18 protein-coding genes are annotated in these 16,493 nt (G+C 62.5%); 1 reads left to right on the top strand and 17 read right to left on the bottom strand.

All coding sequences use genetic code 11. The annotated features are described in order from the left end of the window. Positions 1 to 129: 129 nt before the first annotated feature. The 10 genes from H7847_RS18650 to H7847_RS18605 all read right to left on the bottom strand — a co-directional run bounded on the left by H7847_RS18650 (position 130) and on the right by H7847_RS18605 (position 8,036). Complete coding sequence (locus tag H7847_RS18650) at positions 130 to 558, bottom strand: ribbon-helix-helix domain-containing protein (RefSeq protein WP_227270991.1); 429 nt, start codon at positions 556 to 558, stop codon at positions 130 to 132. 3 nt (positions 559 to 561) lie between these two features. Continuing rightward, positions 562 to 2,556, bottom strand: coding sequence for a conjugal transfer protein TraG (locus H7847_RS18645; protein WP_227270990.1), 1,995 nt, complete (start codon positions 2,554 to 2,556; stop codon positions 562 to 564). A 13-nt stretch (positions 2,557 to 2,569) separates the two neighbouring features. Beyond that, the gene (locus tag H7847_RS18640) at positions 2,570 to 4,324 is read right to left on the bottom strand and encodes a relaxase/mobilization nuclease domain-containing protein (protein WP_227270989.1); all 1,755 of its coding nucleotides are present in this window, start codon (positions 4,322 to 4,324) and stop codon (positions 2,570 to 2,572) included. A 247-nt stretch (positions 4,325 to 4,571) separates the two neighbouring features. Beyond that, positions 4,572 to 5,321 (bottom strand): lytic transglycosylase domain-containing protein, encoded by a 750-nt coding sequence (locus H7847_RS18635; protein WP_227270988.1) that lies wholly within the window; start codon positions 5,319 to 5,321, stop codon positions 4,572 to 4,574. 4 nt (positions 5,322 to 5,325) lie between these two features. Then, positions 5,326 to 5,838 carry a S26 family signal peptidase gene (locus H7847_RS18630; protein WP_227270987.1) on the bottom strand — a complete coding sequence of 171 codons (513 nt, stop codon included), beginning with the start codon at positions 5,836 to 5,838 and terminating at the stop codon, positions 5,326 to 5,328. Then, the gene (locus tag H7847_RS18625; protein WP_227270986.1) at positions 5,835 to 6,299 is read right to left on the bottom strand and encodes a DUF2840 domain-containing protein; all 465 of its coding nucleotides are present in this window, start codon (positions 6,297 to 6,299) and stop codon (positions 5,835 to 5,837) included. Before H7847_RS18625 ends, H7847_RS18630 begins: the two co-directional genes overlap by 4 nt. Further along, positions 6,296 to 6,580, bottom strand: coding sequence for a helix-turn-helix transcriptional regulator (locus H7847_RS18620; RefSeq protein ID WP_204412214.1), 285 nt, complete (start codon positions 6,578 to 6,580; stop codon positions 6,296 to 6,298). Before H7847_RS18620 ends, H7847_RS18625 begins: the two co-directional genes overlap by 4 nt. Positions 6,581 to 6,768: 188 nt before the next feature. After that, positions 6,769 to 7,146 carry a DUF2285 domain-containing protein gene (locus H7847_RS18615; protein WP_227270985.1) on the bottom strand — a complete coding sequence of 126 codons (378 nt, stop codon included), beginning with the start codon at positions 7,144 to 7,146 and terminating at the stop codon, positions 6,769 to 6,771. A gap of 97 nt (positions 7,147 to 7,243) precedes the next feature. Beyond that, a complete protein-coding gene (locus H7847_RS18610; RefSeq protein ID WP_227270984.1) occupies positions 7,244 to 7,498 on the bottom strand; it encodes a transcriptional regulator domain-containing protein in 255 nt (84 codons plus the stop codon). A 265-nt stretch (positions 7,499 to 7,763) separates the two neighbouring features. Then, positions 7,764 to 8,036 carry a DNA -binding domain-containing protein gene (locus tag H7847_RS18605; RefSeq protein ID WP_227270983.1) on the bottom strand — a complete coding sequence of 91 codons (273 nt, stop codon included), beginning with the start codon at positions 8,034 to 8,036 and terminating at the stop codon, positions 7,764 to 7,766. A 175-nt stretch (positions 8,037 to 8,211) separates the two neighbouring features. Between H7847_RS18605 and H7847_RS18600 the strand changes: the two genes are divergently transcribed. Beyond that, positions 8,212 to 8,448, top strand: coding sequence for a helix-turn-helix domain-containing protein (locus H7847_RS18600; protein ID WP_227270982.1), 237 nt, complete (start codon positions 8,212 to 8,214; stop codon positions 8,446 to 8,448). A gap of 63 nt (positions 8,449 to 8,511) precedes the next feature. Here the strand turns inward: H7847_RS18600 and H7847_RS18595 are convergent, their stop codons facing one another. The 7 genes from H7847_RS18595 to H7847_RS18565 form a co-directional block, all read right to left on the bottom strand. Next, on the bottom strand, positions 8,512 to 8,925 hold the full coding sequence (locus tag H7847_RS18595; RefSeq protein ID WP_227270981.1) for a DUF1801 domain-containing protein: 414 nt from the start codon (positions 8,923 to 8,925) through the stop codon (positions 8,512 to 8,514). A gap of 142 nt (positions 8,926 to 9,067) precedes the next feature. Then, positions 9,068 to 9,403: a DUF736 domain-containing protein gene (locus tag H7847_RS18590; protein ID WP_227270980.1), complete on the bottom strand. Its 336-nt coding sequence runs from the start codon at positions 9,401 to 9,403 to the stop codon at positions 9,068 to 9,070. A 567-nt stretch (positions 9,404 to 9,970) separates the two neighbouring features. Next, positions 9,971 to 10,441, bottom strand: a complete 471-nt coding sequence (locus tag H7847_RS18585) for a hypothetical protein (protein WP_227270979.1) — start codon at positions 10,439 to 10,441, stop codon at positions 9,971 to 9,973. A 124-nt stretch (positions 10,442 to 10,565) separates the two neighbouring features. Continuing rightward, positions 10,566 to 11,492, bottom strand: a complete 927-nt coding sequence (locus H7847_RS18580; protein WP_227270978.1) for a DUF2493 domain-containing protein — start codon at positions 11,490 to 11,492, stop codon at positions 10,566 to 10,568. Positions 11,493 to 11,839: 347 nt separating this feature from the next. Next, positions 11,840 to 12,886, bottom strand: a complete 1,047-nt coding sequence (locus H7847_RS18575) for a DUF7146 domain-containing protein (protein WP_227270977.1) — start codon at positions 12,884 to 12,886, stop codon at positions 11,840 to 11,842. Between the two features lie 208 nt (positions 12,887 to 13,094). Next, positions 13,095 to 15,149: a ParB/RepB/Spo0J family partition protein gene (locus H7847_RS18570; RefSeq protein ID WP_227270976.1), complete on the bottom strand. Its 2,055-nt coding sequence runs from the start codon at positions 15,147 to 15,149 to the stop codon at positions 13,095 to 13,097. 136 nt (positions 15,150 to 15,285) lie between these two features. Next, positions 15,286 to 16,479 (bottom strand): DUF932 domain-containing protein, encoded by a 1,194-nt coding sequence (locus H7847_RS18565; RefSeq protein ID WP_227270975.1) that lies wholly within the window; start codon positions 16,477 to 16,479, stop codon positions 15,286 to 15,288. Positions 16,480 to 16,493: the final 14 nt, after the last annotated feature.

Raw genomic sequence — 16,493 nt, 5'->3', positions numbered from 1 at the left:
CCCCGCATCTGGTTACGGGGTCGATCAAGAAGACCGCTAGAGGATCATTCGCAACAGGTTTGACGGCGTAGTAGTGCGGTGGCGTAGAGAGGCAGGGACAAGCGCATTTTGCACGAAGTCGCGATGGCGTCAGACACTCGATTTTCTGTCTGGGATGTCCTCCGAGACTTCTTTGGTAAGCGTTTTGCCTTTTGCGAGTCGCCGCCCAAGTGCCTCAACGAACCCGTCATAGCGCTCCTTGCCTGACGCCTGAGCGGCCTCGCGCAATTCGTCGGGCAGTGGCGGCGTGGTCGTCAGCCAGAACTTCACGAAGAGCGCCATCGCCTCGTTGCCGATCGACACATCCCGCTCCAATCGCTCGACCGCGCGGGTAAGTCGATCCAGACGCCGCACGATGGCGGCCTCCCGCTGATCAGCTCCATCAGGCGAAAGAAAAGCCGCGAGCGCCGCCTCCACGATCTGCGACTTCGAAACCTTCCGGCGAGCGGCCAACGCCCCCAACTCACCAGACAAAGCCGGATCAAAATACACATTCAGGCGCTCCTTCTTCACGGCCATGTCCTAGAGCTCGATCCCGTCATCGGGATCAAGCGAGGCCTGACGTGCCACCGTGCCGAACCGGTCACGCATGGCCTTGGCGCGCTGCGCGTCATCCTCCGGTTCGTCATCGAGATCGGCGAACTCGCTGCGGGCTGGGGTCGGTTCTCGGGCGATGTCTTCATGATCCGGAAGGTCGGGCTGCCGACGGATGCCGCCATCGACATCCTCGCTCGCTCCCTTCCGTTTCTTCGGTGGCGGCGCGACAATCGGTTCGCGGTCGCTCCAATCGTCTGACGAAGTGCGGACTCCCTTAGTTTGGGCATTGCGATCCGGCGGAGGGCCAATCCGTGCCTTGAACTGCGGGTCAGCATAGTAGCGCGCCTTCTCCGCGCGCACCGGCGGCGAACCTGAGACCAGCACGATCTCTTCGGTCGGCGGCAGTTGCATCATTTCGCCGGGGGTGAGCAGCGGCCGCGCCGTTTCTTGGCGCGAGACCATCAGATGCCCAAGCCAGGGGGACAGCCGATGTCCGGCATAGTTCTTCATCGCGCGCATCTCGGTCGCTGTGCCGAGCGCATCGGACACGCGCTTCGCGGTTCGCTCGTCATTGGTCGCGAAGGCGACGCGCACATGGCAATTATCGAGGATCGCATTATTCTGACCGTAGGCCTTCTCGATTTGATTGAGCGACTGGGCGATGAGGAAGGCCTTGATTCCATAGCCCGCCATGAAGGCGAGCTGGCTTTCGAAGAAGTCAAGCCGCCCGAGCGCAGGAAACTCGTCCAGCATGAGCAGCATGCGGTGGGAGCGCTTAGCATGCAGGTCTTCCGTCAGTCGTCGACCGATCTGGTTGAGCACGAGCCGGATCAGCGGCTTCGTCCGTGAGATGTCCGATGGCGGCACAACGAGATAGAGCGTCACCGGCCTGTCGCCGGTCACGAGATCGTCGATCCGCCAGTCGCAGCGGCGCGTGACTTTGGCCACGACCGGATCGCGATAGAGCCCGAGAAAACTCATCGCCGTCGAGAGGACGCCTGATCGTTCGTTCTCGGATTTGTTTAGGAGTTCGCGCGCGGCCTGCGCGACGACAGGATGCGGGTGATCTCCGAGATGCGGCGTCCGCATCATGGCGGCTAGGGTCGACTCGATCGGCCGCTTTGGATCGGACAGAAACGCCGCGACGCCCGCCAGCGTTTTGTCGGCTTCGGCGTAGAGAACGTGCAGGATCGCGCCCACGAGCAACGAGTGGCTCGTCTTTTCCCAATGGTTCCGCCGTTCGAGCAGACCTTCGGGATCGACGAGGATATCGGCGACGTTCTGGACATCGCGTACTTCGCTGTCACCGCGTCGCACTTCGAGCAGCGGATTGTAGGCCGCTGACTTCGGATCGGTTGGATCGAAGAGAAGCACGCGGCTGAACCGCGCGCGGTAGCTGGCCGTGAGCTGCCAGTTCTCGCCTTTGATGTCGTGGACGATCGCCGACCCCGGCCAAGTTAGAAGTGACGGCACAACCAGACCGACACCCTTGCCCGAGCGCGTCGGCGCGAAGCAGAGCACGTGTTCAGGGCCGTCATGTCTAAGATAGCGGGATTGGTAGCGCCCGAGCACGACACCATCATCGACGAACAAGCCGGCCGAGCGCATATCCTTCTCAGTGCCCCACCGGGCGGAGCCGTAGGTGGTGACGTTGCTCGCTTCGCGAGCCCGCAGGACGGAGAGAAAGATCGCGACACCGACCGCGGCGATGCCGCCAGCGCCCGCGACGATCGCGCCTTCCATGAAGACGCGCGGCGCGTAGGCGTCGTACCAATACCACCAGACGAAAACATTCCACGGCGCGTAGATGGGCAGACTGAGGATCGTCATCATCGGCTCGCCCAATTCGGACTGAAAGCCGAGCCGGAACGCGACCCATTGCGTTGCGGCCCAGACGAACAGCAGCGCGACCGTCGAGACGATGAGGATCTGGCCCCAGAGGATGGCGGTGGCCGGTGATGCGTGTTTCTTCGAGGTCATAGGGGTCTCCGGGTCAGATCGACAGGCCACGCTTGCGACCGAGCGACCAGTCGATGCCGCCACCGGCCGTGACGGTGCCCGAGACGGTCTGGCCGAGATGCTTTTCGAGCTGCGGTTTCCAGGGCACAAGCTCGAAGCCCATCCCGTCGTCAATCATGGCGAAGCGGCCGGAGGCGAGATCGAGGCGCTGGCGATAGGTCCCCGCTACGGTCTCGCCGTCACCGGACGTTCGGAATGGCAGGCCGGTGTCGTCGGCGATCTTGCTCGCTGCTCTGTCAAGATCGCGCTGGCGCAGTGTTTTCAGGAGATCGCGGTTGAAGGTGACGCGCTGACCTTGCCGCGTCGCAAAACCCTGTCCGACCAGATGTTCGGCCCGCTTCTCCAAAGCGTCGCGGACCTCGGCGCCGAACCCGCGCTGCGCGAGTGGCGCGCGGGTCTTGGCGAGCGCCAGCCGATCGACCCAGGTCGCACCATCGGCATCGACTTGTTTCTCGAGCGCCACATCCGACCGCCCGACCAGCGCAAGGCGTCGCGCCCCACTATCTTTCCCGGCCCAGCTCCGCGTCTCGACGATCCCGCCGACGGGCGTGTCGCCAGTCAGATCGAGATCGCGGAAGCGCAGGTGATGGAAACGGCCATCGACACCGTCGATGATCGCATAGGCTTCGCCCGAGAGTTCGTTGTGCAAGCCGCGATCGACCAGCTTGCCGAGGACGGGATTGTCCGGCTGACCCTCGATGGCGAAGTCGGATGGTGTCCGCGCTTGGCTGCCCATCGCCCGATGCATCGTCTTGATGATGTCGCCGCGCACGGCCATCTCGCGCAGCGTGTCTTCCATGCCCGGCTTGAGCTGCCAGACCGAGGGCGCGAGTTTTTCGGCGAGCCCAAACCGTTCCAGCATTTGCGCGCGCCCGATCATCCGGCGCTTGAGGTCTTTGTTGTCGAGATCGGGTGCGCCGAGCCGCAAGTCGGCGACGCCGAGAGTGTCATCGGCGTAAGACCGCAGCGCGCGATCCAGGCCGGTCCAACGCTCGGCTTTCACCTCCGCATCGAGGCCGGCGGCGATCTCCTTCTCGGTTCGTGGTCCGAGTTCGAGCTCGACGAGTTCTTCGGCCCGTCCACGCAACCCGCGGCTGATGTAGTCACGCGAGATGACAAGATCTTTCCCGTCATCGCCTTTGCCGCGCACCAGCACATGGACATGCGGGTTGTCGGTGTTCCAATGATTGACGGCGACCCAGTCGATCTCGGTGCCGAGATCGCGCTCTGCTTGGGCCATGAGATCGCGGGTGAAGGCGCGTAAATCTTCCATCTGTCCGGCGTCTTCCGGCGAGACGATGAAGCGGAAATGATGCCGGTCGTCTTCGGTGCCGGTGGCGAAGGCGCGGTCGTCGGCCTGGTCGTGCTCCTTGTCGAACATCGCCGCATCCCGACCGTCCTTGGCGACGCCCTCGCGTTTCAGATAGTCGAGATGCTTGGCGAGGGGCGCCGACCGAAACTTCTGACCACGATGCCGGACGACACGCGCATTCACGACAACCCGGCGCTGCGTTCGCGCGAGGCCTCTTGAGACTCGCACGAAGCGTCCACGTCCAAACGTCGACCGACCAGCGCGACTGCCGCTCGTCCTGAAATGATTGCCGGTATGCCCCGCCTTCTTCGCGGCGCGCATGACCTGTCCGACTAAGCTTTTCGCCCGTTTGGCCGAGGGGCCTTTGTCACGGATGCGTCCCGGTTTGATGCGGATGTCTTTATCGCGCTGGCTCATGTTCGTGTGTCCCCAAAGTCAGGCATGGCACGGTGAAAGCTAAGTAGAATCAGAGGGATAGCTGTGAATGCAGCACTGTAGTCAAGTGTGCAGCACGCAAAAACCCCAACAACAACAACGCCGTAGCGCCCCCGCGCGTCCGGCCTTTTATCTTGCCCTCCCGTCGTTGATTTGGGCTGCAATCCTCCATCTGCCGCATTCCATACGAACCAGCACGACGGAACGGGGCGGAGCCAGATCGGTGCGATCATCGCTCAGGCTCCCCGGTTCTGGAGACGAAAAGCGGGTTCGGTTGGTGGTTCTGTGAATTCGGCTGGGTCGGGTTTTCTGCGGTCTGAACATCGACCGATGTGCGGTCTGGTTCGGCTCCGCGTTGTGGTTCACGAGAAGCTGTGACGGGTGCGAAGAGCGGCGCAGCTTGCCACCGACCTGCAGAAACGGTGCGCGCCAGCTGCAACGGCGCTGCATCCGAAAAGCCAAGCTCCTGCGAAAGGACTGCAACGTAGCGGCGCGTTTCACGCGGCAACATGCGCCCGGTCCGCAGGTGCTCGGCATACCGTCCGGGGCCAGCATTGTAGGCAGCCAAAAACCCCGGCGCGCCGAACTGGTCGTGCATCTGGCGCAGATAAGCGGCACCCGCGAGGATGTTCTCGCGGCGATCGAATGGGTCCGAGCCGAAGCCATGGGCTGCACGAAGCTCGGCCCACGTGCCTGGCATGATCTGCATAAGACCCATCGCTCCGGCGCTGCTGACGGCGCGCGCATTGCCCGCGCTTTCAGCCTGCATGACAGCGCGTATCCAACGCTCGGGGATGCGGAAGCGTTGGGCAGCTTCTGCGATATATGCGTCGATTTCGGAGGTCGGCGCGGTGGTATCCGTGAAGCGCGGGACCGTATCCTGTGCGTCGGCGGCGGGCGGATTGGCGCAACCGGAAAGCGCGATCAGGATCGCGGACGCGGCGATGAGACGACGGCCGTAAGGGAGAAGGAAGGCCATCGCGTTAGCCCTCCCGCGTCCAGATCGGCACCGCACGACCGAGGATTGTGTCGCGCGTCAGCGGCCCGAAATACCGTCCGTCGAGGCTCGCCTCGGTGTCAGGATTGAGGAAGAAGATCTGATCGTCGGTCAGCAGACGGCAGCCCTGCCAAACCGGCAGCGGGCGGTCGAAACGGTCACGTTCTTTGGCGGTTGCGACGGTCTCGCTGTCGATGCTGATGGTGACACCGATGCGGCAGACACGCTGTCCGGGAAGCGCGGCGACATGCTTGATGAGAGGAACGTCGGCGCCGAGATAGCCGTGCTCCAGGAGCCAGTCGCCGAGCGGCGACGGCGGTTCCAAGACGACGAGATCGCCGACCGTCGGGGCGTCGAGCGGCTGCACGGCGTAGAAGCCGATGGGCACGCTGGCCGACGCATTCCAGACCAAGATAGGGTTGGCGCGGATGATCGCCGAAAGTGCGATCAAGGCGATACCGGCGCTGCCGATGAGGAGCGAGGGGCGCGCGCGTCTCATGCCGCCAGCGCCCGTCTCTTGAGCCAGGCGTCATGCCGAAAAGGCGTGTAGCGGTGCGGCTCGAGATTGCAGGTGAGGCGATTGTGGACGTGGCGCCAGTGATCCGGACAGACGTCCTCCGGCGCAATGTGTTCGGCCTCGATCTGGTCGATGCAGAGCAGCACTGCTTCTACCTTTGGCCAGCCGGAAAGCCGCAGGAGAGACGTTCCGCCGGGCGTCACAAAAGGCACCGTCGAAAAGCGCTCGCCGAGGCGGATGGCTTGCAAGATATCGATCCGACTCTCGACCGTGCCATAGTCGTTCGCGGCCCAGCGGATGAACGCGAAGATACTGCCAGGATCGACACCGACGACGCGAACCGATCGGCTCAGAATCGTCTCCTGAGCGATCCGGCCGAAGCGCAGCCAGCGTTCGATGCGCCCTTCGATCCACGTCAGTTCGATGGTCGTGCGCGTGCTCATGAGCGCTTCTCGCCGCTATAGGCCGGCGAGATTGCTGCATGGCGTTTGGCCGGAAGGACGGTGTCGCCCGTGTCGTCGGAGGTCGAGCTTTTCTCGCCACGGCTGACCCAGGCTTGCAGATCCTCGACCGCGTAAACGACACGGCCGCCGATCTTGGAATACTTCGGACCGGTGCCGTAGGTGCGGTGTTTCTCCAGCGTCCGACCGGAGAGGCCGAGAAAGCGGGCGGCTTCAGGGGTTCTGAGATAGCGCGGCGGCAGGCCGGCATTCGGATCGGGCATTTGGGGCTCCTCTGGTCATCGCGGGTCCGTCGCGGGATGCGAGGGACGGCTGATGGCCAGAGAAGCGGAGAAGTGGACATGAGGGGGATGACGAAGGTGTCGGGCGAAAATCGTCACCCCTCGAAAGCGGACAACATCTGGTCATTTGATGGGATGTCGAACATCATGTCAGGGTTCCGTGAAAGCAGCTATTCTTGCGACCGGGCTGCTGTCTTTCCGCGCAACAGCTGACGATAACCGTCGCTGACGAGCACCTGACCATATCTTGCAAGACGTGCCACCTGCGCCTTCAAGGCGCTTGTTTTCCAGGGTTCTGCGCCAATTCGACCTGCTCCGAAATAGGCTATGGCGATGTCGCGCAGATGTGCACCGCTTTGCTGCGCGTCGGTCGTTCGCAGCGCATGACCGATGCGACGTCGGCGTTGATCCGTGAACCAAAAAGGCGTTTTGCGACCGCGCCAGACGGTTCTCAGACGCTGCGCGGTGTCGATGCGGATGGACCAATCGGGATCGAGCGGGAGCAGGATTCCGAGCGGTTTTTCAGCGACGAACGAGTTGTCGGACACCAAGACCAAGCCTGTCCGCAGACAGGCCCAATGCCTCCCGTTACGCCCCCGTCGCACTTGAAGGATGATGCGATCGAGTCGGATCGACGGCATTCGCTCATCGGATATGGCGGACACAAGGACGGAAACGGCGGGCGCGACCGTGGGCTTCCAATAGAGGCGCGCGTCCGTTGCGCGCAGCTCTGGATCGACCGGGAAATCGCAACCCCCAGTCGGCCGCTTCGGCATCGGACATGGTTGCGAAGGCATTCCGATAGCGCGGATTGCGCCTCAGACACTCCCAAGCAAGACCGGATGCGTCGAGATCCTTGATGTAATCGTAGTCGGCTTCACTGCGCCAGTTTTGTGACATGACTGCACCTCCAACGAAAAGCCGGTGCAGGATAGCGACCGGTGATCGATGAATATTCTCGCGCTAAACGGGAATTTGTAGGGGTACAGGTGGCATATGGCGATGCGCCGAGCGCATCACTGCATCTTTGAATTCTTGTCAGGTGGCTTGCGAATGGAGAAGATCGCGATAGCCGTTCTCGGTCATCCAATGCGCGCGTCGTTTGTAGGGGTACAGGTGGCATATGGCGATGCGCCGAGCGCATCACTGCATCTTTGAATTCTTGTCAGGTGGCTTGCGAATGGAGAAGATCGCGATAGCCGTTCTCGGTCATCCAATGCGCGCGTCGAAGGTGCCCGTCATGCAGCCTTCGGGCGCGTTCCGGATCATTGCTCGCATCGACGCCGAACAGGATTCGGACAATCTCATCCAGCGGTGCGCCGTCCGCCTCTGCGTCGAGCAATCGCGTATAGAGCATGAGATGCCGCCGGTCATAGTCGGTGACGGAAGTGCCTGTGGGGGGAGTATCGGCAAAGTCGTTGGCGTTCTTTTTTGTCACTTCTTTCCCCCTCAAGCGCGTACCCGTGTCATTGGTTAGTGCCTTATTGTAGCCTGTGCTGGCAACCATCCGACAGTTGAACGGTCGTTTTCCCGCTGTCGGTTCACACCGACGCCTGCCGTTCCGCGTATTATAGCGCGTCGCACTAAAATACGCGATAGGCCTTTGTCGACGGATGGATATCCGTCACACATTTGGTAACAATCTCAAGCATTACCGGACTCAAGCAAACATGAGCCAAGCCGCGCTTGCGGTAAAAATGGGTATTGATCGCGCACATGTCAGCGCGATGGAGCGCGGTCAGCAGAACGTCACGATCGTGACGCTTTGGCATGTCGCGCAGGCACTAGACGTGGAGCCATCTGCGTTGTTGGAAGACCGAGGCGAAAGCCAAAACGTCGTTGATAAATGAACTGCTGAATTGACGGCAACGCGGGACATCGCTGCCGTTCCTCCTGTTGATTTGAATAGCGCCCTAAAGCTGCTGACCCGGAAGCGTCAGGGCTTGTCGAACCCAGTCTGCAAGTTGCGCCTTGTCGAGTACGTCATCTTCGTGAATGTCCAGATACCGAGTGCCTTCTACTTTAGATGCTTTGGGAGGCACCGGATCGAGAGAAGACCCGGTCATGAAGGTGATCTGCACGTAGTTCTTGTAGCAGTACATCGCCAGAAACCAGCCGTCGTCCTTGCCGTAAAACGGCGTGTTCCACCGCACCTGCTTGCGTACCTTTGGGAAGGCGTTCTCGACGATTGTGTCGATCTGCTTGCCAAGGGTACTTTTCCAGCCGGGCATCGCGGAGATGTACGCCTGCACGGCTTCATCACCATCACCCTTGGGGATGTACGGATTTGTGCTCGACGAATGTGTGGGCTTCTTCTTGTCGGTCATGCGATGAGCTTATCACGAGACTTGTTCAAAGCCGACCTTCACCATCTCACGTTATTTTGGAGGGTTGGGCCCGAGCGGTCGGCGGCCTCTACCAGCAATGCAGCCCCGCCCAGTCTCCCGGGCGGGGCTGATGTCGCGGTGCTTAGTCGTCGTTCTTGCGGCGCGCCCGGGACCAAATGAGGCTGAAGGTTTCCTCGCCGCCTTCGACGACCGTGTCATCGAAGAGGTTGGCGTAGATCGGTTGGGTGAAGCTCGGATCGTCCAGCTTGAGGCTCAGATAGTCGCGGCTCTCGTTTGAGCGCTTCGACCAGGCGGCGCCGATCTCGGCGCGGCCGACGAAGACCCGGTGGGAGGGGGCGTTCTCGCCGGAGGTGCTTTCCTCGGGGACGATACGGACGTTCTGCGCCTGCACGTTGAGGGTGACGATTTCTCCGACGTATTCGTTGCCGGTCTTCTTGAAGGTTCCGATGGTGGCCATGTCATTTCTCCTATTGGGTTTCGATCCCGCGCCCGTCGCGGTCTCGATGGCGATCGTCAGGACCGGGACGATCCGCCGACGCAGCCCTTGGCCCGCAGCGCATGCGGAGGACGCGGGGGGTGGACTTTCTTGGACCCGTCGGGGTCGTCCCGCGAGGAATGGGCGAAGCCCAGGGGAAGAAAGTCCGAACCCGGCGTTGCGGCTGAGGCGGTCGAGGCGTCAGCCGATCTCGGTCAGATCAGCCCATTGAGAGGCCGTGACGGACGCGGGTGACGAGGGCATGGGATGAAAAATGACGGCCACCCTCGGACCGGGCAATCCACCGGCAATGTCGATCGGGGAAAGACAGGCTCTAGCGTGCAGAACGGCGCAGAGCGGTGTTGTCGTTGAGCACGTCCAGAAACGCGAGAATGCTTCTTCTCAACGGGTTTTGGCGGTGTTCGATATGTGTTGTGACTGGATGAAGCCATCGAATGAGATCACACGCGTTCTGCCGCCCGCTCGCGTCCGAACTTTAACCTGACCTGCGCCATTCCGTGATGTCGGGTCTTCGGAAATGGTGAGGTTTCAGCGATCGTTCGCGAACGAACTCGCCTGCATGGCGTCTGTTTGCTGCCCATCATCCTCGCCGATGGGGCCGGCGAGGCTTGCGATCCGCACCCAGGCGGTGCCAGCGGTGACGATCCCGCCGATGATCGCGAATGCCAGTGTCCAAGTTTCGGAAGCACCCCCGATCTGCGACAGGCCCTTGATCGCGGAAAAACCGGCGACGCCGGCAGGCGCCGCGAAGAGCGCGCCGATGGCGAGACGGATGGGCACGGACCGGACCTTGGCGAAGACGATCTGGCCGATGAGATAAGTGAAGACGGCTGCGAACATGCCTGCGACGAATGCCGCGATCACGCCCGCCTCGGTGTCGTAGACATACATGCCGACGCTCATCCCGACAAAGGCGGGCAGCGCGTAGACAGCGAGTGCGAACAACACCCAGACGAGGAAGCCGAGGCCGATGACACTTAGGAAGGCTGATACGAACATGGGCGGTCTCCTCTCATGGGATGCGCCTCCACCACCGCCACGGCACTAATAAAGTATAGCATATCCGCGGTGTTCGCGGAATATTCCCGTGTGGCGCATCGCGATGCGATATACGCATCACGGGTCATGACGATCCGCCTTTCGTTGCGCGGAAATCATAGAGCGGGATGCCCAGCACTTTGGCTTTGTCGGCAAGGTTGTCGGTGATGCCCGAACCCGGGAACACGATCATACCGATCGGCAGGGTTTCCAGGAGTTGATCGTTGCGCCTGAACGGCGCGGCCTTGCCGTGGCGCGTCCAATCCGGCTTGAAGACGATCTGTTGGCATTTGCGATTGTCGGCCCAGCAGGCCGCGATGCGTTCCGCGCCTTTGGGCGACCCACCATGCAGGAGTACCATGTCGTCATGCTTGGCGCGCACCTTATCAAGTGCCGCCCAGATGGCACCGGTGTCGCCCACGTCCTGTCCGCCAGTGAAGGCGATCTTAGTACCTGTGGGAAGCAACGGTTCGAGTTCTGACTTGCGCTTGGCATCGAGATAGTCGCGGCTGTCGATCATCGCGGCGGTCATGTGCTTGCGATTGGTGTGGCTGCCGGAGCGCGGATGCCAGGTCTGTCCGAGATGCGCCTCGAAATGCTCGGCGGCCAGATCACGCATGCCCTCATAGGCATTGCGTTGTTCAGTGAGGGTGAGACCTTCGGCAATGAGGAGCTCCAGTTCGACCGAGCGGACTTCGGACCCGTCCTGGCTGCGCTGCGCGCGTCGCTGCGCCTGTTCATTGTCGTCGAGCTTGCGATCGATGTGGGTCGCCATGCGATGAAAGACGTTTGCGATCGACCAGAGCAGGTCTTCAAGATCGGGTTCGAGCCGCGTGTCGCCGAGAGCGACGACAAGCGCGTCGAAGATGTCGGCGATCGCGCCTTCGACGCTGCTGGCGTCTGGCAGTGGCCGCGGATCGGGCTCGTCGGCAAACGGTCGGTGTCCGAAGAGCTGCAACTCGTCGAGGACGAGGGCTGTGGCGGAGCGTGTGTCAGGTTCGTGCAGGGTCATGGGCAATGGGCCTCCTTGTCGCTGACCGCGCCTCGCGCGGCCTTCATGGGCGACGGAAAGCGGGACGCGGCCGGGCCTGCACCGACGCATTTCCCCACGAAGTGGTACTTCGCGGGGACCCCATGTCTGCGTCGGCCGGAGCGTCAGCGGAGGATGGCGGAGGCGGCGCCGTTTTGGATCGCGATGCAAAGCCGGGCTCGCCCGGCGGCGGAAAACGGTGTCGCCGCAGCCATTGCCGGACCGGGCGGGTTCGGCTCCGGCTTGCCCCTCTCGGGAAGGCCGTCAGGCGCGGCTCTGTGGCGTGAGGTTCATTCCGCCTGTCCAGTTGACGAGACCGGTTCTCTGCTTCAGTCGGTCTCGACCGCGAGGATTGCCGGAACATCGACCGGCAAGAGCTGGGGACGCAAATGGCTGCGCATCTCGTCGATGCCGCATTTCCGGAGATCGCTGTTGAAATCGTCCAGCATGGGTCGCAGCGGCAGGAGGTGCAGGTCACTGTCCTCGAAGCGAACGGTCAGTGCGTCAAAGGCCGCCTGGCCAGCCTCGTCATTGTCGATGGCGACATAGAGGCGGCGGAGATCGGTCGGCGGATCGAACGCTGCGAGATGATTGCTCGATAGCGCCGCTGCAATCGGCAGACCGGGAAGTGCCAGTCTGAGCGAGAGCATAGTCTCCAGACCTTCACCAGCAGCGAGAATGTTGGCCGGTGATCCGATCCTGACGGCATGACCGAGCAGATTGCCCATCGCCTTGCGGTTGGGATCGAGCGGAGCCTTTTCGGCTGTCTGCGGATCAAGCCAAGTCCGATGAACGCCGGTGAGGGTTCCGGAAGTGTCGATGACTTTCGCGAGTAAGGCGGGCCAGGCTTCGGGTTTGTTGTCGCCGTGGGTGCTTTCTCGCCAGTAGTAGCAGTTCGGGTGAAACCTTAACGCGCTCACGCTTCGAAGGTTTGTCAATCCGCGTGCGGAGAGATAGCGCTCCGCCAACGTGCCCGCGATCGGTTGGCCCATCGCCCAAAGGCGTCGTGCCGCTTCTGGCGATCCACGCGTTGCCGGTGCCTGGAGTTGCTGATCAGGTGGCTCTGGACGCGGCAAGCTCAGGAAGCGCCGCGCCTCGTCGAGGGTTTCGCGGAGTGTTGTGAGGTTCAGATTGGCTGCGATGAGATCTAGCAGATCGCCATGCTCGCCTGTGGCCGCATCGGTCCATTTGCCGGCCGCGCCCTTGCCGCGGGTCGGCCCGGTGAGCCGGACATAGAGGCTGCGGCCAGGAGTGTTGTCAACGTCGCCGACAACCCAGTAGTGGCCATGTTTTCTACCGTTAGAAAGGTATTGGCGGCACACAGCCTCGGCCTCGCGGCTGAGTTTCTGCGATAGGTCTGTGGCGGGGCTATCCATGTTTCTCTCCCGATTGAGGCGCAGAAAAAAGGGCCTGCCGCGTCCGACAGGCCCCAGGGCGAGGGAGTTGGGGGAGCGTCTCCCTCGGTTGGTGGTCGCCAACTGCTCGAAAGTGGGCGAAGGCGGCTTTGGCGACAGTTCGATCATCACCTAATCGGGTGGACCGAACCATGGGCCGAGGGCCGCCGAACGCCTGTCTTCGTGCTCTTCACTCGGCGGCTTGGAGCGCGACCGCCTCTTCGTCGTTCTCGACTGCCGGTTCGTCCGACGTGATATCCCCGTCATCGACGATCTCGAATTCCGGCTCGTCGAGGTCTTCCGCAACCGGGGCCGTCCGCAGCGGCTGCGGGAGCCAGCCCGTGCCCGCCAGCAGTTCTTCGGCGGCTTCGACCATGTCGGGCTTTTTGAACCCGGCGATCCGGTCGGCGTCCTTGTCGCCCTTCGCCTCACGCACTGCGGCGAGGATCTGCGCCTTGGTCACGCGGCCGAGATAGCTGTCCGCCGTCGGTGCCCAGCCCGCCTTCACCATGTCGAGGTCCAACGTCGATGCGAGGATGTCTGCATGCGCAATCTGCCGCGGTTTGCGGTGGTGCGGTTCCTGCACGGCGTTGACCGTCATCGCCACGCAATGGGCGAAGAGAGCGTCGCGGCTGTCGGTGTCCCATCCGGTCAGCGCATCCCACAGGTCCTCCGGTTGCTTCGGCAAATTACCCGCCCAGGTCTCGATCCCAAGGTCGATCGATTGGACATAGGCCGCCTCGTCAAGTTTCGGTGCTTGCGATCCGAACTGGGTGGAACGCGGGCTGATCTCGACACAGCTGTCCTGGCCGTAGTGGTAGAAGAGCTGCAGGACCATCGCGTGCAGACAGGCGAGCATCGCCAGTTGCGGATCGTTCGCGAGCACATCTCGCAGCGCCATCGTGCGATGGACGGTCAGTTCGCAGATGAGGCGATCCGACAACGGCTTGGTGCCGTCGTCATCTTCGTCTTCGTCGACCTGCTGCGCTTCCGTACCGTCGTAGTCGATCACATCCGCGACTTCCGTGTCAGCCGATGCGTCGCCGTCGGACTCGTCAGTTTCGTCGACCGGTTCGTCCTCGGGCCGTACATAGCCGCGTTCGACCCGCAGACCGCCGGAGCCGTCGATGCTGACGAAGACGCCCGCGATCGCATAGTCTTCCGCCTCGAAGCGGATGGGACGGTTCTGGAGCGCCTCCATCGCCGTCTCGATCTCGCCGAGCCGCTCATCAATCTCCTCGGGAAGTTCGTCCGCTTCGGCGTAGTCGTCTTCGAGCTTCTCATACTCTGCCTTGAGCGCCTCGTAGGACTTCTCTTCGTCGTCACTCATCGGCTCGGCCTCGCCGCGGATACGCCGCAAGTCGTAGGTGTGGCCATAGGGAAAGTCGGTGCCGACCTCGATCCAATGCCAGCCTTCGGCGCGGATGGCCTCGGCTTCCTCGTTCAGCTTCTCGGTGACCATGGTCTCGAGCAGCGCGGCATCCTGCAGCCAACCGCCATCGTCGGTCTGGAAGAGGTCGCGCAGCACTTCGCCGCCCGCTTCGACATAATTGTCGAGACCGACGAATTGCGCCCGGCGATCGGAGGCGCGTACGGCGCCTTCGGTCAGCATGCGGCGGATTTCATAGGGCTGCTTGGAATAGTGCTGCTTGAGCGCGTCCCAGACCTGTTCCTGGCGTTCATGGTCGGGATTGACCGTGAAGGCCATGAGCTGATCGAGGGTCATCTCCTCTTCGGCATAGGCCTCCAGCAGGATGTCGGAGACGGATGCGAGCTTGAGGCGCTGCTTGACCACATTGACCGAGACGAAGAAAGCCGCGGCGATCTCCTCCACGCTCTTGCCCTTCTCGCGCATCGCCTGGAAGGCGCGAAACTGATCGAGCGGATGCAGCGGCGCGCGCTGGATGTTCTCGGCGAGGCTGTCCTCTTCCGCCAGACCTTCGGTCCGCACGATGCACGGCACGGGCGCAGTCTTGTTCAGACGACGCTGCTTCACGAGCAGTTCGAGCGCGCGGTAGCGCCGGCCGCCGGCCGGGATTTCGAACATGCCAGTTTCCGCGCCATCTTCGTCGAGGACGGGCCTGACGGTGAGGCTCGCCAAGAGCGTGCGCCGGGCGATGTCCTCGGCCAGCTCTTCGATCGAGACACCGGCCTTGATCTGGCGAACATTGGACTGGCTGAGCATCAGCTTGTTGAAGGGAATGTCGCGCGAGGCGCTGAGGGTGATTTTCTTGGACTTCGTCATGGGACTTCTCCGCGACGGGCGGTCACGAGACTCTCTCTGACCTCCAGACCCGTCACGAAAATCCCGGCCCACCTCTTCCTCTCAGGAAGCGATGGACCGGGAACAGGCTCTCGAGATGGGCGCAGAGCGGCGGCGTCTAGGCGGCCGCCTCCAGCAGTTTCTTGGCGCGGGTCTCCATGGTCAGCCGCGCGTCCTGCTGCGGCTTGGACCGGGCGACGGCGGTGATGCCCTGGACGAAGTCGAACACGGTCTCGGGCGGGCGACCTTCCTCGGCAAGGACGGTCTCGACGATCTTGCCGGTCTCCGCTTTCGAAAAGCCGCGCTTGCGCAGGAAGTCGTTGCGGTCCTCGTCGCTGCGCGCGACGATCCGTTCGCGTGCGGAGCGAATGCCTTGAATGAAGGGTTGCGGCGAGGAGTCGGCGAAGTTGGCCAGCGCCGGAGCCGCCTCATGCGCGAAGCGATTGGCGGCATATTTGGAATGCCGGATCGTGATTTCCTGAAAGTCCTCCACGCCCCAGAGATTGCGGTTCTGGCAGACGGCGCGGAGATAGAAGCTGGCGATGCCGAGCGTCTTCGCGCCCACCTCCGAGTTCCAGCAATAGAATCCCCGGAAGAAGAGGTCGGGCGATCCGTCAGGTAGCGTGCCCGCCTCGATCGGGTTCAAATCGTCGACCAGGAAGAGGAAGACATCGCGATCCGAGGCGTAGAGCGTGGTCGTGTCCTTGGTGACATCGACCATCGGGTTGTAGATGCCCGTCGACCAGTCGAGCACGCCCGGCACTTTCCAGCGCGTGTCGCCGACACCGTCGCCTGCAATGCGCTGGACGGCGGAAACGAGCTCGTGATCGTAGATCCGGCCATAGTCAGGGCCGGTGACGGCGCGCAGTTCCGTTCGGACATTGGCAACTTCCATCGTCTTCACCTGTTCGGCGCGGTGGTTGGTGAGGCCGTATTGCAGGTTGATGCCCGCGAGCGGCGCCGGAAGCTGACGCAGATAGGCTGCCGGCGCGCCGACGAGGCTTGCAAGCTGTCCGAAGCTCCAATGTGTGGGCGCGACGGGTGCGTCCGCATCGGGCAGAACGAGCGCGAGCTTCTCCGGCTCGTCGGGATGGGCCTCGACGCGGATCGCGGCGCTTTCGACCGTCCTCGTCTTGCTCCGCACGGCGCGGCCCTTCACCGAAGCGTAGAGGTCCGAGAGCGAGAGGTACTTCTCGTCATCGGGCCGGGAAAACCATTCGGAAGACACACGCCCATTGTGCCCACCGCGGGACACATCCACCTTGTAGCCGCCGCTCTCGGGACGACCGTTTATGATCTCAATCGCTGTCATGGCTGATCTCCATA

The organism is Roseobacter weihaiensis (assembly GCF_020622345.1).
Lineage (GTDB): Bacteria > Pseudomonadota > Alphaproteobacteria > Rhodobacterales > Rhodobacteraceae > Roseobacter > Roseobacter weihaiensis.
This window is presented reverse-complemented; position numbering and strand designations above follow the sequence as displayed.

Coding starts and splice junctions, on each gene's coding strand:
- H7847_RS18635 (WP_227270988.1), bottom strand. CDS start 5,321: ATGGCCTTCCTTCTCCCTTACGGCCGTCGTCTCATCGCCGCGTCCGCG.
- H7847_RS18595 (WP_227270981.1), bottom strand. CDS start 8,925: ATGACCGACAAGAAGAAGCCCACACATTCGTCGAGCACAAATCCGTAC.
- H7847_RS18620 (WP_204412214.1), bottom strand. CDS start 6,580: ATGCCCGATCCGAATGCCGGCCTGCCGCCGCGCTATCTCAGAACCCCT.
- H7847_RS18575 (WP_227270977.1), bottom strand. CDS start 12,886: ATGGATAGCCCCGCCACAGACCTATCGCAGAAACTCAGCCGCGAGGCC.
- H7847_RS18570 (WP_227270976.1), bottom strand. CDS start 15,149: ATGACGAAGTCCAAGAAAATCACCCTCAGCGCCTCGCGCGACATTCCC.
- H7847_RS18630 (WP_227270987.1), bottom strand. CDS start 5,838: ATGAGACGCGCGCGCCCCTCGCTCCTCATCGGCAGCGCCGGTATCGCC.
- H7847_RS18580 (WP_227270978.1), bottom strand. CDS start 11,492: ATGACCCTGCACGAACCTGACACACGCTCCGCCACAGCCCTCGTCCTC.
- H7847_RS18650 (WP_227270991.1), bottom strand. CDS start 558: ATGGCCGTGAAGAAGGAGCGCCTGAATGTGTATTTTGATCCGGCTTTG.
- H7847_RS18600 (WP_227270982.1), top strand. CDS start 8,212: ATGGATATCCGTCACACATTTGGTAACAATCTCAAGCATTACCGGACT.
- H7847_RS18610 (WP_227270984.1), bottom strand. CDS start 7,498: ATGTCACAAAACTGGCGCAGTGAAGCCGACTACGATTACATCAAGGAT.
- H7847_RS18590 (WP_227270980.1), bottom strand. CDS start 9,403: ATGGCCACCATCGGAACCTTCAAGAAGACCGGCAACGAATACGTCGGA.
- H7847_RS18565 (WP_227270975.1), bottom strand. CDS start 16,479: ATGACAGCGATTGAGATCATAAACGGTCGTCCCGAGAGCGGCGGCTAC.
- H7847_RS18625 (WP_227270986.1), bottom strand. CDS start 6,299: ATGAGCACGCGCACGACCATCGAACTGACGTGGATCGAAGGGCGCATC.
- H7847_RS18585 (WP_227270979.1), bottom strand. CDS start 10,441: ATGTTCGTATCAGCCTTCCTAAGTGTCATCGGCCTCGGCTTCCTCGTC.
- H7847_RS18645 (WP_227270990.1), bottom strand. CDS start 2,556: ATGACCTCGAAGAAACACGCATCACCGGCCACCGCCATCCTCTGGGGC.
- H7847_RS18640 (WP_227270989.1), bottom strand. CDS start 4,324: ATGAGCCAGCGCGATAAAGACATCCGCATCAAACCGGGACGCATCCGT.